Here is a 13,896-nt window from a genome sequence, read left to right as displayed (position 1 = left end):
AGGTGGGTTCTCGTGGCCGAACAAACGCAGCATGTCGCGCTTGAACTCGACGATATCCAACGCGGGGTTCTCAGCCCTCGGCCGACCCCGTACGCGGCCACCTACGTCCTGTTCCGCATCGACGACCGCGTGCACGGGCGGGAGCTGATGCGGCGCGCGAGCGCGGTGGTGACCTCGGCCGCGGATTCGATGAGTCCCCTGGGCGAGACCTGGGTGAGCGTCGCGGTCACTTATCACGGCCTCAAGGCGCTGGGCGTGCCACAGGAATCGCTGGACACGTTCGCCTGGGAGTTCCGGCAGGGGATGGCCGCACGGGCGAAAGTGCTGGGCGACATCGACGAGAGCAGCCCCGAGAACTGGGAGGCACCGCTTGGCACGCCCGATGTCCACGTGGTGCTGGTGGCGCTCGCGCCTGACAGCGTGCAGCTGGAGGCCGCCATCGATCGCGCCCGCCCGGTATACGACGGCCTCCCCGGTGTGACGGCGATCTGGCGGCAGAATTGCCACGCGCTGCCTACCGAGACCGAACCCTTCGGCTATCGCGACGGCATCAGTCACCCTGCGGTCGAGGGCAGTGGCATTGCCGGGTCGAACAAGCTGGAAGTGCCGCTCAAGGCCGGTGAGTTCGTGCTCGGTTACCGTGATGAGATCGGCGGCCTCCAGACCACGGAGCCCGAGGTGCTGGGACGCAACGGCACCTATGTGGTCTTTCGCAAGCTTCACCAGCGTGTCGCCCTGTTCCGGCAGTATCTGAAGGACAACTCCACCTGCCCCGAGGATGAGGAGCTGCTGGCGGCGAAGATCATGGGACGCTGGCGCAGCGGCGCGCCGCTGGCACTCAGCCCGCTGCACGACGACCCCGACCTTGGCGCCGACCGACACCGCAACAACGACTTCCTGTACGCGCGGGACGATCCGGCGGGTTTCACGACTCCCGGCGGCTGCCACGTCCGCCGGGGCAATCCCCGCGACGCGTCGGTGGCCGGAGCACCGAGGCTGCACCGCATGATCAGACGTGGCACCGCGTACGGCCCGCCGCTGCCCGAGGGAGTCCTGGTGGACGACGGGGCCGATCGGGGGCTGATGTTCGCGTTCGTCGGCGCGCACCTCGGGCGGCAGTTCGAGTTCGTCCAGTCCGAATGGATGAACGACGGCGTCTTCTTCGGCGCGGGCAAGGCGAGGGATCCCGTCATCGGGGCCAATGACGGCTCCGGTGACTTCATCATTCCCCGGAGGCCGGTACGGCGGCGCCTGCCGGAGCTTCCGCGGTTCGTCGTCACGCGCGGCGGCGAGTACTGCTTCATGCCCGGACTGAGCGCCCTGCGCTGGCTCGGCGATCTCCAGGACTGAGGTACGGCGGCGCTGTCGCCCTGGCAGCGAACCTCGACCGGTGAACGTGGCGGCGTGCGGAGGGCGCGGCGATTCGGCGGGAGGCCGATCACCCGGGTACGCATGAGGGTGTTTCCTTTCGAGTGACGCGAACCGTGCAGAGGGAGGTACGGCCTAAGCCGCGCCCGCTCGTTACTCGCCCTCGTGGGTGAGTGTCCGCAGGAGGCGCGCCTTCAGTTCCTCCCGGTCGACACCGGCCAGGGCGAGCGAGCGCGGCACGGTGCCGACCTGCGCCTGCAGGATTCCGAGCAGCAGATGCGCCGGCCGTAGATCCTTCTTGCAGCCGACGGAGGAGAAGCCTCGTTCGAGCGCGAGTTTGGCCGATGCCCCCAAGTGCGTCGAAGGCTTGCCGATGTCGCTCGGCCGAGGGAGGTCAAAGGTGGCCAGAGACACCCCGGCCCCGTTCAGGCTGTGCTCGAACTCGCGATCCAGCGCCTCGCGGATCGCCCGACGGTCGAGCCCGGCCGAGGCCAGAACCTGATGTGTGGTGGTCTCCCGCTCGGCGGCGATCGCCAGCAGGAGATGGTGTGCCTCGATCGTCGCCGATCTGTCGTGGTGCGCGGCGCGCCCTCCCCGCTCGATGATGGTGTTGATGTACTCGTCGATGGCGGCCATCGTCAGCGCCTCCTCAGCGTCACGCCCGCGGTGATGAGCCGCTTGGCGTGTTTCTTGTGGACCGCCTGGCGTGTCACGCCGAGCGCCTCGGCGACCTGCGGCCAACTCCAGCCCGCTCGCATCGCCTGCTCGACGGCGGCGTCCTCTATCTGGTCGGCCAGGCGTCTCAACGCCGCCACGGCCGCCAGCGCGTCAGCGGGCTCCCGGGAAGCGGGACTCTCAACGTCGGACATGCAAGCAACCCTAGTTGACTAATTCTCGATTGGTCAACATGAGTTGCTAAGAGTGTCGCCGACCGCACCAGCCGAGGGGAGCGCCGACAACGAGTGCGCCGCCGTGCTCGGGCCGGGGGTCTCCACGCTTAAGGAGAGCGGACGGGGGCGATCGCCCTCGCGTGGCCGGTACGGCGGCTGAGGGGGCGCGAGGCGGCCGGAGTGGCCGCCTCCGTCGACGTGCGGGGGTTCCTACCGGTCGGCGAGGGGGATGACCGTCCGGACGTGTGGTGCGGACTGGGGGCAGCCCGGCGGGGGACCCATCGTCTCCGAGCGAGAGATCACCGTGAAGGAGGCCTCAAGGTTGGTGAGCTTCAGAAGCTTGAGGACCACGGGGGGAGCTCCGGCCAGGAGTAGCGGTGTGTCGTGTTCGCGTGCGTACCGTTTGATACCGATCAGCGCGCTCAGGCCGCAGGCGTCGATGAAGGTGACCCCGGAGAGGTCGATGATGACCGTGCCGGGGCAGGCGTCGACGGCTTCCTGTGCGCAGTCGGACAGTTCCGGCCTGGTGGCCAGATCGAGCTCACCGGCCACCGTGATGACCACGAAGCCGCTCGCGTGTTCGCTCGTGAGTTGAAGTGCGTTCATCGCCCACTTCCCTGCAGGCTCACGTGAATGTACGTATCCGGCCGGAGAGCGTCACTCTGACGTCCGGCCCCAGCTCGTCTCCCCGGTCGCGCCTTACCTGGCGCGAAGAAGGATGGACGATCTGAAGCCACGATACTCCTCAACGGTGCGAACCATCGCTTTCCGTGATCGTATAGCTTCGAAGCGAAGTGTAGATGCCTACCCGTATATGTGCCAGCTATTCAAGGAAACAGTTTGCGGGTGGCGCCTGTCCGCCCTCGGTCCGAGGGGCGGGAAAGGGGGTGCGGGTCGGCACTGAAAGCCGCTCTGAGCTGGGAAGATTCAGTTCGGCGAGTGGCTCGGAGTCAGGGTGTCGAGCGCCTCGCGCAGGCTGCCGCGCACCTCGAAGTGCCGGTCGATCTCCGCGCGCAGCCGGGGAGCGACGGCCAGGTCAAGCTCGCCTGTCGCCCGCACAACCGCGCAGGGACCGCTGCGCCACGCCTGAACGTCGAATGTTGAGATCACGGTCATCACCTCCGTGCGCCACTGACTGCCCTGACCGAAGATTGTCATGCGCATAAATCACTTTTTGCAGATGTTCTCCGTGGCCGTCCTCGCCGTCGGAGTCGCAGAGGGGGAGGCGGTCGGAGTCGACGGCGTGGCCGTCCCCTTCACGGTGACCTTCTTCGCCGGCGCGTGTTTCAGGCCGACGACCACCTCGATCGTGTCACCGAGGTTCTCCACCCGGCGCGACTCCGCGCCGGGTAGCGCGGCGGCGACGGTGCGCGCCGAGTCCTCGCGGCCCGGGCCGTACCGGACGACCGTCTTTTCGAAGCCCTTCTGCGGGGTGTTGCCGGCCGTCTCGGGCACCAGGAATCCGACCCGCTGCAGCTCGGTCCTGGTCTGCGCGCCCAGCCCCTTGATCGTGGTGCCGTTGAGAACCCTGAGGGAGATCCGCGCGGGCGGCACGGTCAGCGCGGGAGCCGAGGGGGAGGCCGAGGCGCTCGGGGTGGGCGTGGACTTGACGGGTTTGGAAGGCTTGACGAGCGTCTCGTCGGCGGCGATCCGGCGGAACAGCTCCTTGGCCGCCTCGGAGTCCCAGAGCACGGCGGACTCGCCGGTCGGCGTCCGGTGGTCGACGTCCGCGAGCGGGACCGTGGCGAAGGTCACGTCGTCCGTGGAGACGTTCTTGAGCTGGTCGGCCAGGCCGAGCAGGTCCTTGCGGAGCGCGTCGTCCACCCGGACCGTGTCGAGGGCGGTGTCGACGAACGAGGCCAGCCTGACCGGGTTGGTGAGCGTGTCGCCGCTGAGCGCCTGGTTCAGCAGTGCGGAGATCACCTGCTGCTGGCGGTCGATACGGTCGAGGTCGGAGCGGGCGGTGGCACGGGTGCGGGCATAGGCGAGGGCCTTGACGCCGTCGAAGGAGTAGGTGCCCGGCTCCAGGTTGAGCGCGGTCTTCGGGTCGTTGATCGGGACCGGCGTGCAGACCGAGATGCCGCCGAGCGCGTCGACCACGTTGATGAAGCCGAGCACGTTGACCTCGACGTAGTGGTGGAGGGTCAGGCCGGTGGCCGCCTGCACCGTGCGTGTCGCGAGCTTGGGTCCGCCGAGCTGGTAGGCCGCGTTGATCTTGTGCTGGCCCTTGCCGGGGATCGTCGTCCAGGTGTCGCGGGGGAGGCTGACCACGGTGACCCTGCGATGGTCCTCCGACAGGTGCATCACCATCATGGTGTCGGTGCGCTCACCGCTCTCGCGGCCCAGCTTGAGCTGGTTCTGCTGCTTGCGGGTGAGGTCGTCGCGCCTGTCGACGCCGACCACCAGGATGTTCATCGCGCCGGTGCTCGGCCGCGACCCCTGCAACCCCGCGTCGACCGACTTGATCTTCGTCGTCGCGTAGTTCGTCAGCGCCCACGTCACTCCGGAGCTGCCCAGGACCAGGCACGAGAGTGTGCCCGCGATGACGAGGCCGCGTCGCCTGGTGCGGGCACCCCTGGCTGACCTGCGGTCACGTCTCGGGTTCAATCGGATGCTGCCGTAGGCGTCGCCGCCCACCTGCACACCCGAATCCTCATGCGGGTCACGCATGCATGGCCCCCTAGGCTCCTGCTGGGTCGATGAGGTACCCGTTAGTACAGTAGCGTGAGCGACGCCATGAAGCAGTTCCCCGACTCGCCCGCGCCGGCGTCGTCTTCCGAGACACGCGTCTGGCCTCCGATCTCCGTCGTCATCCCGGTGCTGAACGAGGAGCGCCATCTGCGGGAGGCGGTGCGTCAGGTGCTGTCGCAGTGGTACGAAGGACCGATCGAGGTCGTGCTCGCGATCGGCCCCTCCCACGACCGGACCCAGGAGGTCGCCGACGCGATCGCCGCCGACGACCCCCGCGTGATCGTGGTTCCCAACCCGACGGGCCGCACTCCCAACGCGCTCAACGCCGCCATCGCCGCGTCGAGCAACAGGATCATCGCCAGGGTGGACGGGCACGCGATGCTCCCCGACGACTACCTCCGGGTCGCGGTCGAGACCCTTGAGGAGACCGGCGCCGACAACGTGGGCGGCATCATGGCCGCCGAGGGCGTCACGCCGTTCGAGCAGGCCGTGGCCCGCGCGATGACCTCCAAGATCGGTGTCGGCGGCGCCAGGTTCCACACCGGCGGCACCGCGGGCCCGGCCGACACGGTCTACCTCGGCGTGTTCCGCCGGGAGGCGCTGGAGCGGGTCGGCGGCTACGACGAGCACTTCCAGCGGGCCCAGGACTGGGAGATGAACCACCGCATCCGAGAGACGGGCGGCCTGGTCTGGTTCCAGCCCCGGATGCGCGTCTCCTACCGGCCAAGGCCCGACATCAAGGCCCTCGCCAAGCAGTACTTCCACTACGGCCGCTGGCGCAGGGTGGTCGCCCGCACCCATGAGGGCACGATCAACCTGCGCTACCTGGCGCCGCCGCTGGCGGTGCTGGCCATCCTCGCCGGCCTGGTGATCTCCCCCTTCCTCTGGCCGGGTCTGCTGATCCCCGGCGGCTACCTGGCGGCGATCCTGGCCGGCTCCGCGGTCACCGGCATCGGCCTGCCCGTCCCGGCGCTGGTGAGACTGCCGCTGGTCTACGTCACCATGCACATGTCGTGGGGCTGGGGTTTCCTGACCAGCCCGAGAAGGCTCGGCAAGCCGGGCTGACCCTTTCACCTTTCACCGAGGCGGGCACCCGTCAGGTTCACCGAGGCGGGCACCCGTCAGGGGCGGGCGTCGACCACCTGACCGGTGACATCGGAGGCGAGCACGTCCAGCGAGGTACGGGCCACGGTGTGCGGGGCGTCGCCCCGTTCGGGAACGACGCAGTTGACCCGTACCCCGCAGGAGGCCCATTCCCTCGCCAGCGACCGGGTCAGACCGGCCACGGCGGCACCCGCGGCGGAGCTCAGGCTGTCACCCACGTAGCCCTCGGCGCCCTCGGCGCCCTCAGTGCTCTCAGTACCCTCAGTGCTCTCGGTACGGGAGGGGGCGTGGAACAGCAGGCGGCCCCCGGTCGCGCGGAGATGGGGAAGGGCGGCCCTGGCGACGTTGACCGGGCCCAGGTGGTGCACGTTCACGCTCTCGGCGATCGCGGTGTCGTCCACCGCGTCGAGCCTGCCCGGGTACGGGGCGCCCGCGGCGTTGACCACGTAGTCGATCCCGCCCGTCTCCTTGGCGGCGCGGGCGAGCGCGTCGGCCACGGCGCCGGGGTCCTCGACACGTACCTCTTCGAGTGGCCCGGAGAGATCGGACGATCCGGGGAAGGAGAACACGCGGGCGCCGTACCGTCCGGCCAGCTCCGCCACCTCCGCGCCGGCGCTGCCGCCCGCGCCGAAGACCACCACGGTCCTGCCCGCCATCGCCTCGCGCAGGGCGGGGGCCGAGACGGAGGGAACCTCGCTCGCGGCGAGCCGCAGGAGCGTGTCGGCGATGAGGAGATCCACCGGGTGGGTGACCTTCATGTTCCGCTCGCTGCCCGGCACCACGTGGATCGGTACCTCGGGCAGGTAGCGCAGCACCACGCCGCAGTCGTCGGTGGGCGGCCGGTCACCGAAGCCGGGGTCGGCGAAGGCCCGCTCGTACGCCTCGCGGATCACCGAGAGCCGGAAGCACTGCGGGGTCTGGACACGGCGCAGGGTGGAACGGTCGGGGACGTCGCGGACGATCTCCCCATCCGGATCCCGCGAGATGACCACGATCGTGTCGGAGCTCGGGATCGCCACCTCGACGGCCGAGCAGGTCCTCAGCGCCTCGACGCAGTCGGCGATGATCCTCCGATCCGCCAGCGGGCGTACGGCGTCGTGCAGCAGCACGTCGCACTCCTGCGACCCAAGGGCCCGCAGCGCCCGCCAGGTGGTCTCCGGGCGGCTCTGGCCGCCCTCCAGGATCCGGGTGACCTTCGCGAAGCCGCCCGCCTCGACGATCCGCTCCACCTCCCCGGTGAAGCCGGGCGCCATCAGCACGATGACCTCGTCGATCTCCGGCGCCCCCTCGAACAGGGCGAGGGTGTGTTCCAGGATCGTCCGGCCCGCCACCTCCAGCAGCTGCTTGGGGGTGCCGAGGCCGACGCGCCGGCCGACGCCGCCTGCCAGGACCACTCCGACGGTTCGAAGACGCGGTTCACGTTCGGCCAAGATCAGATTCCTTTGACAGTTCGGATATGGCGAGCGTAATGGGTGCGTACCCGATCGTCCGGCGTGCTCCCGTGCTATCCCGTCAAGATCTAGCTACCCTGAGTGCGCACTCCCCGATTCGTACGGTGATCCCGTCGGATACGAAGGAGCCCGGATTGCCTGACTCTCACGCCACCTCCCAGACGGCCGCGGTCGTGCTCGCCACCACCGAGGCGTCCGCCCTGCGCTGTCCCGGCGGAACACTCCTCGACAGGCTGACCGGTCAGCTTGCCACACTCCCGGTGCGGGAGGTGCACGTGGTGGCCCGCTCCAGCGACATCATCCACGCGCCCGGCGGCACCCACATGATCGGGGCCGAGGGGTCGCGGGGGCTCGCCGACGACCTGCGCCGGGTCGCGAAGGTGGCTCGCTCGTCCATCGGCCCCGTGCTGCTGGTCGCCGGCGACCTGGTGGCGCACACCGAGGCGCTGGCCATGCTCGTGGAGCATCCGGCCCGTGACACCCGCGCGCTGGTGAGCGACGACGGCAGGGACGCGCCGGGGCCGTCACGCCCGCCGATCAGGATCGACGGCAGGTTCGTGGTGGCCGCGGGCACCTCCTTTCACGAGGTGGGCGAGGCGTGCGGCACCTTCAGGGGCGCGCTCCAGGTGGGCGTGTCCGACCTGGCCCGCCTCGCCGAGACCGCCGAGACGCTCGCCGAGCTCGCCGAGGCGGGCGGCTTCGGCCCGATGGACGGCGGCGAGGCCCCGCAGCTGCTCCTGGTCGGCCTGGTCCGCTCCGGTGTCCCGGTGCACGCGGCCGGGCTCGGCCGGCTCCACGGCGACCGGATGGCCGAGCAGGCGGACGTCGACTCGGCGGTGCCGAGGCTGGCGGAGGTCGACGAGGCCGAGGCCAGGCTGGACGGCGCGGTCAAGACCAACGACGGCTTCTTCGCCACGTACGGGGTGAGCTCCTGGTCCAGGCACCTCGTGAAGCTCGCCGCCAGGCTCGGTCTGACGCCGAACGCGATCACCGGGATGTCCGTCGGCCTGGCCGCGCTCGCCGCGGTCTGGTTCTCCGCGGGCACCCGGCAGGCACTGATCGCCGGGGCGGTCCTGCTCTACCTGTCGTTCGTGCTCGACTGCGTCGACGGCCAGCTCGCCCGCTACACCCGCGCCTTCTCGCCGTTCGGGGCGTGGCTGGACGCCACCTTCGACCGGGTCAAGGAGTACGCCGTCTACGTGGGCCTCGCCTTCGGGTACGCGGCCGGGCTGGACGCCACCGGCGGCGGGCCCGACGGCATCTGGGGGCTCGCGGTGGCCGCGATGATCCTGCAGCTGCTCCGCCACATGATCGATTTCTCGTACGCGGGGGCGCGTGCCGACGCCGGCCGGGTGGGCGCGGCCTGGGCCAGGACGCCGGGCTCGCTGAGCGACCCGGCCGACGCCGGCGCCAGGCGGCCGGTGCCGCTCCACGAGCCGGAACGGCAGGCCGCGTTCGCGGGTGCCGAGGTGATGCGTGCGCCCGGGGCCGGGCAGGCCGCGGATACCGGGGCTGAGCCGGATACCGGGGCTGAGCCGGGTGCCGGGGCTGAGCCGGATATCGGGGCTGAGCCGGGTGCCGGGGCTGAGCCGGGTGCCGGGAAAGGGGCCGGGGACGGCGGCGGGCCGGGTGCGGGCAATGCGATCGTGCGGCTCTCGCGGACCATGGAGAAGGCGTCCCCGACCCGCTGGTTCAAAAAGATCATCGTGCTGCCCATCGGGGAACGGATGGCCCTGATCGCGGTGACCGCCGCCCTCTTCAACGCCAGGGTGACCTTCGTCGCGCTGCTGGTCTGGGGCGGGATCGCCGCGACCTACATCCTCGCCGGCCGGATGGGCAGGTCGCTGAGCCGGTGACCGGAGACGACGGGCGCACGGGCGCACGGGCGCACGGGAGGGCGGGAGGGCGGGGCTGCCCGCCACGAGACGGGAGACCTCGGCGGGGCGGTGCTTCCTGCCATCGGGTCGGCAGGGCCCTCCGTGAGGCGGGCGGGGCCTGTCGCGGGGCGGGCGGGACCGGGCGGCTTTTCTTGAGGCGAGTGGAAAACGGGTGTGATCATGGTTTCTGTGCATATGACGCCGGTGCCGCGTAGCGCCGTGGTCGCCTACCGGGACGACGGGGTGCCATCGAGGGCCATGGGCGCGCTGGTCGCCGGGCAACTCCCGCCGCTGCCGCCCGCGATCGTCGGGATGTTCGTGACCGGAGTGCTGCTGCTGGTCGGCGTGGCCGGCACCGACGGGCTGGCGGTGTTCGCCCCCGCGGTGGCGCTGCTGCTCGCCGGTCCGGGCAGCTCCCACCCGCACGACGGCCGGCTCGACTGGCTGGTGCCGCCGATCCTGCGCCTCACCGAGTACGGCTTCGTGGCCTCGGTGGGCTTCGCGCACGACGTGCCGCCGTGGCTGATCCTCGTGCTGCTCGGCGCGATGGCCTTCCACCACTACGACGTCGTCTACCGCCTCCGGCAGCGGGTCTACCCGCCGGCCTGGCTGGCCACATCCGGCCTCGGCTGGGACGGCAGGATGCTGCTGGTCGCCCTCGGCGGCCTCGCCGGGCAGGTCACGCTGGTGTTCGTGCTGCTCTCGCTGTACCTGTGGTGCCTCTTCGGCTGGGAGAGCATCACCTGCTGGCTGGCGGCCCCGAGGCTCGGGGTGGACGCGGCCGACCTCGGCGCACACGATTGAGAACGCCCGGCAAACCCTCGATTACACGATCAGGGCCTGAAGGCAACTAACCTTTGGGGCCTAGGAGTGCCCGCCGGGAGGCTCTCACCCGAATGAGGAGTGCGCGTTGCTGGGAATGGTGCTGGCCGCCGGGGCCGGACGGCGTCTGCGGCCGTACACGGACACGCTGCCCAAGGCGCTCGTGCCGGTCGACGGCGACACCACGATCATGGACATCTCGCTGCGTAACCTCGCGGCGGCCGATCTCCGCGATGTCGTGGTCATCGTCGGTTACCAGGCGCAGGCCGTACACGAGCGCAAGGCCGAGCTGGAACGGCGGCACGGCGTGAAGCTCACCCTCGTGCACAACGACAAGGCCGAGGAGTGGAACAACGCCTACTCCCTGTGGTGCGCGCGCGACTACTTCGACCAGGGCGTGATCCTGGTCAACGGCGACACGGTGCACCCCGTCTCGGTGGAGGAGACGCTGCTGGCCGCGCCCGCGACCAGCGACATCCTGCTCGCGGTCGACGACGTCAAGAAGCTCGCCGACGAGGAGATGAAGGTCACCCTCGACGGTGACCGCCACCTGCGGCTGATCACCAAGTTGATGGACCCTGCCGAGGCCGCCGGTGAGTACATCGGCGCCACGCTCATCCGTCCCGGCATCGGTGGGCGCCTCGCCGACGCCCTCCAGGCCACCTTCGAGCGCGACCCGCAGCTCTACTACGAGGACGGCTACCAGGAACTCGTCGCCCGAGGCGAGAAGATCGCGGTCGCCCCGATCGGCGACGTCCCGTGGGTTGAGGTAGACAACCACGACGACCTCGCCAAGGCGCGGGAGATCGCGTGCCGATACTAGCCAGGATGCTCCCGGCACCCCTGTCCATGGAGGTGCGGCGGGGCGCGATCGCCCAGCTCGGATCGTTGCTGGCCGACAGCCGGGTGGCGACCTCCGGGCGGGTGGCGGTGGCGGTGGGGCCGGGCCAGGGAGACAGGATCACCTCGGTGATCGCTCCCTCGCTCGACGAGGCCAGGTTCTTCCGGGTCCCCGACGGCTCGGTGGACGAGGCGATCTCGCTCGGCGCGGACCTGCGCAAGGGCGCGTACGAGGCGGTCGTGGGCATCGGCGGTGGCAAGACCATCGACGTGACCAAGTACGCCGCGTCGCTGGCCGGGATCCCGATGGTGGCGGTGGCCACCAACCTGTCGCACGACGGGATCTGCTCGCCGGTGGCCTCGCTGACGCACGACGGCGGCAAGGGCTCCTTCGGTGTGCCCATGCCGCTGGCCATCATGGTGGATCTCGATTTCGTCCACGACGCGCCTGCCTCGCTGGTCCGCTCGGGGGTCGGCGACGTGGTCAGCAACCTGTCGGCGATCGAGGACTGGCAGCTCGGCGCGAGTGAGCGCGGGGAGCCGATCGACGGCCTGGCCTGCGCGATGGCCCGCACCGCGGCGGAGGCGGTGATCGGCAGGTCCGACTCGATCGAGGCCGACGCGTTCCTGACCGTGCTGGCCGAGGCGCTCATCCTGTCGGGCATGGCGATGGTGGTCGCCGGGTCTTCCCGTCCTTCGAGTGGCGGAGACCATGAGATCCTGCATGCCGTGGATCAGCTTTTTCCCGGCACCTCCAACCACGGCGAGCTCGCCGGGATAGGTGCCGCGTTCTGTTTCTTCCTCCGCGAGGACTCGCGGAGGCTCGACCAGGTCGTCGACTGCCTGCGTGGGCACGAGCTGCCGGTCAGCCCCACCGACGTGGGGCTGACCGCGGCCCAGTTCGCCGAGGCGGTCATGCTGGCGCCGTCGACCCGCCCCGGCCGTTACACGATCCTTGAGCACCTGCGCCTGTCAGAGCCGGAGATTCGCGATCGGGTGGAGGGTTATGTCCGGGCCGTCGGTCGCTGAGCTCCGTGCGGTGGCCCAGCCGCACTCGACCATGGAACGCAACAGCGGCGAGCACTGGGCCGGCGTGCTCTACATGCGCAAGCTGTCGATCTACGTCACCTGGTTCCTCGCCAAGACGCCGATCACGCCCAACCAGACCACCTGGCTGATGATCCTCACCGGGTTGCTGGCCGGAGTGGTGCTCGCGCTGCCCGGCCTCTGGGCGGCCGTGCTGGCGGCACTGCTGGTCCAGCTCTACCTGCTGCTCGACTGCTCCGACGGCGAGCTGGCCCGCTGGACTCGCCGTACCTCGATCACCGGCGTCTACCTCGACCGGGTCGGCCACTACTTCGCCGAGGCCGCCCTGCTCATCGGGCTGGGGTTCCGGGCGTCGGAGATCCTGCCCGACTGGTACACGGTGGTGGGCTTCGCCGCCGCGCTCGGCGCCATCCTGATCAAGGCGGAGACCGATCTGGTCGACGTGGCCCGCGCCCGCTCAGGGCTGGTCGCGGCGACCGAGGCCTCGGCCGAGCACTTCCAGTCGCGCGGGCTGGGCCTGGCGCGTAAGGCCGCCGCGGCACTGAGGTTCCACCGGATCGTGCAGGCGGTCGAGTTGTCGCTTCTCGTGGTGGTCGCGGCGATCTGGGACGCGATCAACGGGGGTCTGGCCGCGACGAGGGTGCTCGTGGTGGCCTGCGTGGTGGTCGCCGTGCTGCAGATGATCCTGCATCTGATCAGTATTCTGGCGTCCAGGCGGCTTTCATGAGGAACCGGATGGCATTCGGGCGCGTCGTAGGTGCGAACACCTTACTGTTTGGCAGGTGTTCGCCGACGGTTCCGATACGCTTGTTTCCGGTAAACAAGGAAGCTTTGACCCTGCCAGAATTGCCCGACCCAGCAGACTCGGTGATCATGAACGTATGCTCCGTACGTGCTCTCGACGCGTCAAGGCGATGACCCGTTGAAGATCTCGTGCGTCATCCTCACCATGGGTAACCGGATCCCCGAGCTGGACCGGGCGGTCGAGTCCGCGCTGAACCAGGTCGACGGCGACGTCGAGGTGGTCATCGTCGGCAACGGCGTCGATGTGCCCGAGTTGTCGGTCACCGTGCCCGAGGGGTCCTCGGCCTCGATCAGAAGTGTGCGGCTGAGTCACAACACGGGCATTCCCGCGGGACGCAACCGGGGCGTCGAGGAGTGTACGGGCGATGTCGTCCTCTTCCTCGACGACGACGGCTGGTACGCCGACCCGGGGCTCGTCTCCCACCTGCGAGAGCGCTTCTCCACCGAGCACGACCTCGCGGTCGTCTCCTTCCGGGTGAAGGACCCCGACGGCGGTATCGGCCAGCGCCGCCACGTTCCCCGTCTGCGGGCGGGCGACCCCGAGCGCTCCTCCCCGGTCACCACCTTCCTGGGCGGCGCGTGCGCCATCCGCCGGTCGGCGTTCCTCCAGGTCGGCGGGCTTCCCGAGCGTTTCTTCTACGCTCATGAGGAGACCGACCTGGCCTGGCGGCTGCTCGGCGAGGGCTACCGCATCGAGTACGACGCCAAGACGGTCATGTACCACCCGCAGGTCCCTCCGACCAGGCACACCGATTTCTACCGGCTCAACGCACGCAACCGGGTCTGGCTGGCCCGCCGCAACCTTCCCTGGGCGCTCGCGACGCTCTACCTGCTCAACTGGATCATCCTGACCCTGCTCCGCGAGCGCTCGGGGCCCGCCCTGCGCGCCTGGTTCAAGGGCTTCGGCGAGGGGCTCAGGGAGCCTGCGGGGGAGCGCCGCCCGATGGGCTGGAAGACCGCCTGGCGCATGCTGCGCCTCGGCCGCCCACCTATCGTCTGAAT

At 70.0% G+C, this 13,896-nt stretch carries 14 protein-coding genes; 8 read left to right on the top strand and 6 right to left on the bottom strand.

Translation table 11 applies throughout. The features are described 5' to 3' along the window. The first annotated feature begins 12 nt into the window (after window positions 1-12). Window positions 13-1,350: a Dyp-type peroxidase gene (locus OIE13_RS24890; RefSeq protein WP_326636018.1), complete on the top strand. Its 1,338-nt coding sequence runs from the start codon at window positions 13-15 to the stop codon at window positions 1,348-1,350. Window positions 1,351-1,521: 171 nt separating this feature from the next. Here OIE13_RS24890 and OIE13_RS24885 read toward each other — a convergent pair whose 3' ends face one another. From OIE13_RS24885 to OIE13_RS24865, 5 genes are all read right to left on the bottom strand, one after another. Beyond that, window positions 1,522-2,004 carry a Clp protease N-terminal domain-containing protein gene (locus OIE13_RS24885; protein WP_326636019.1) on the bottom strand — a complete coding sequence of 161 codons (483 nt, stop codon included), beginning with the start codon at window positions 2,002-2,004 and terminating at the stop codon, window positions 1,522-1,524. A 2-nt stretch (window positions 2,005-2,006) separates the two neighbouring features. Then, a complete protein-coding gene (locus OIE13_RS24880; RefSeq protein WP_326636020.1) occupies window positions 2,007-2,237 on the bottom strand; it encodes a hypothetical protein in 231 nt (76 codons plus the stop codon). Between the two features lie 231 nt (window positions 2,238-2,468). After that, window positions 2,469-2,864: an STAS domain-containing protein gene (locus OIE13_RS24875; protein ID WP_326636021.1), complete on the bottom strand. Its 396-nt coding sequence runs from the start codon at window positions 2,862-2,864 to the stop codon at window positions 2,469-2,471. A gap of 321 nt (window positions 2,865-3,185) precedes the next feature. Then, window positions 3,186-3,416 carry a hypothetical protein gene (locus tag OIE13_RS24870; protein ID WP_326636022.1) on the bottom strand — a complete coding sequence of 77 codons (231 nt, stop codon included), beginning with the start codon at window positions 3,414-3,416 and terminating at the stop codon, window positions 3,186-3,188. 9 nt (window positions 3,417-3,425) lie between these two features. Further along, on the bottom strand, window positions 3,426-4,928 hold the full coding sequence (locus OIE13_RS24865) for an LCP family protein (protein ID WP_326636023.1): 1,503 nt from the start codon (window positions 4,926-4,928) through the stop codon (window positions 3,426-3,428). A 66-nt stretch (window positions 4,929-4,994) separates the two neighbouring features. Here OIE13_RS24865 and OIE13_RS24860 point away from each other — a divergent pair, with 66 nt between their 5' ends. Then, a complete protein-coding gene (locus OIE13_RS24860; RefSeq protein ID WP_326646971.1) occupies window positions 4,995-6,014 on the top strand; it encodes a glycosyltransferase family 2 protein in 1,020 nt (339 codons plus the stop codon). A gap of 56 nt (window positions 6,015-6,070) precedes the next feature. On the opposite strand, the gene OIE13_RS24855 is transcribed toward OIE13_RS24860, so the two are convergent. Further along, window positions 6,071-7,483 (bottom strand): bifunctional cytidylyltransferase/SDR family oxidoreductase, encoded by a 1,413-nt coding sequence (locus OIE13_RS24855; protein ID WP_326636025.1) that lies wholly within the window; start codon window positions 7,481-7,483, stop codon window positions 6,071-6,073. Window positions 7,484-7,638: 155 nt separating this feature from the next. On the opposite strand from OIE13_RS24855, the gene OIE13_RS24850 reads away from it, so the two are divergent. From OIE13_RS24850 to OIE13_RS24825, 6 genes are all read left to right on the top strand, one after another. After that, window positions 7,639-9,360, top strand: a complete 1,722-nt coding sequence (locus OIE13_RS24850) for a CDP-alcohol phosphatidyltransferase family protein (RefSeq protein WP_326828820.1) — start codon at window positions 7,639-7,641, stop codon at window positions 9,358-9,360. Between the two features lie 201 nt (window positions 9,361-9,561). Next, window positions 9,562-10,185, top strand: coding sequence for a DUF5941 domain-containing protein (locus OIE13_RS24845; protein WP_326636029.1), 624 nt, complete (start codon window positions 9,562-9,564; stop codon window positions 10,183-10,185). 106 nt (window positions 10,186-10,291) lie between these two features. Beyond that, on the top strand, window positions 10,292-11,026 hold the full coding sequence (locus OIE13_RS24840; RefSeq protein WP_326636030.1) for a phosphocholine cytidylyltransferase family protein: 735 nt from the start codon (window positions 10,292-10,294) through the stop codon (window positions 11,024-11,026). 5 nt (window positions 11,027-11,031) lie between these two features. Beyond that, the gene (locus tag OIE13_RS24835) at window positions 11,032-12,072 is read left to right on the top strand and encodes an iron-containing alcohol dehydrogenase family protein (protein WP_326636031.1); all 1,041 of its coding nucleotides are present in this window, start codon (window positions 11,032-11,034) and stop codon (window positions 12,070-12,072) included. Further along, entirely contained in the window at window positions 12,050-12,817 is a 768-nt protein-coding gene (locus OIE13_RS24830) for a CDP-alcohol phosphatidyltransferase family protein (protein WP_326636033.1), read from the top strand. Before OIE13_RS24835 ends, OIE13_RS24830 begins: the two co-directional genes overlap by 23 nt. 195 nt (window positions 12,818-13,012) lie before the next feature. Next, window positions 13,013-13,894, top strand: a complete 882-nt coding sequence (locus OIE13_RS24825) for a glycosyltransferase family 2 protein (protein ID WP_326646972.1) — start codon at window positions 13,013-13,015, stop codon at window positions 13,892-13,894. Window positions 13,895-13,896 lie beyond the last annotated feature (2 nt).

The sequence above is a fragment of the Streptosporangium sp. NBC_01810 genome (genome assembly GCF_035917355.1).
Lineage (GTDB): Bacteria > Actinomycetota > Actinomycetes > Streptosporangiales > Streptosporangiaceae > Streptosporangium.
Note: the sequence above shows the minus strand (reverse complement) of the source record. Positions and strands in the feature narration are given on the sequence as shown.

Coding starts and splice junctions, on each gene's coding strand:
- OIE13_RS24865 (WP_326636023.1), bottom strand. CDS start 4,928: ATGCGTGACCCGCATGAGGATTCGGGTGTGCAGGTGGGCGGCGACGCC.
- OIE13_RS24870 (WP_326636022.1), bottom strand. CDS start 3,416: ATGACAATCTTCGGTCAGGGCAGTCAGTGGCGCACGGAGGTGATGACC.
- OIE13_RS24835 (WP_326636031.1), top strand. CDS start 11,032: ATGCTCCCGGCACCCCTGTCCATGGAGGTGCGGCGGGGCGCGATCGCC.
- OIE13_RS24880 (WP_326636020.1), bottom strand. CDS start 2,237: ATGTCCGACGTTGAGAGTCCCGCTTCCCGGGAGCCCGCTGACGCGCTG.
- OIE13_RS24860 (WP_326646971.1), top strand. CDS start 4,995: ATGAAGCAGTTCCCCGACTCGCCCGCGCCGGCGTCGTCTTCCGAGACA.
- OIE13_RS24830 (WP_326636033.1), top strand. CDS start 12,050: ATGTCCGGGCCGTCGGTCGCTGAGCTCCGTGCGGTGGCCCAGCCGCAC.
- OIE13_RS24885 (WP_326636019.1), bottom strand. CDS start 2,004: ATGGCCGCCATCGACGAGTACATCAACACCATCATCGAGCGGGGAGGG.
- OIE13_RS24875 (WP_326636021.1), bottom strand. CDS start 2,864: ATGAACGCACTTCAACTCACGAGCGAACACGCGAGCGGCTTCGTGGTC.
- OIE13_RS24845 (WP_326636029.1), top strand. CDS start 9,562: ATGGTTTCTGTGCATATGACGCCGGTGCCGCGTAGCGCCGTGGTCGCC.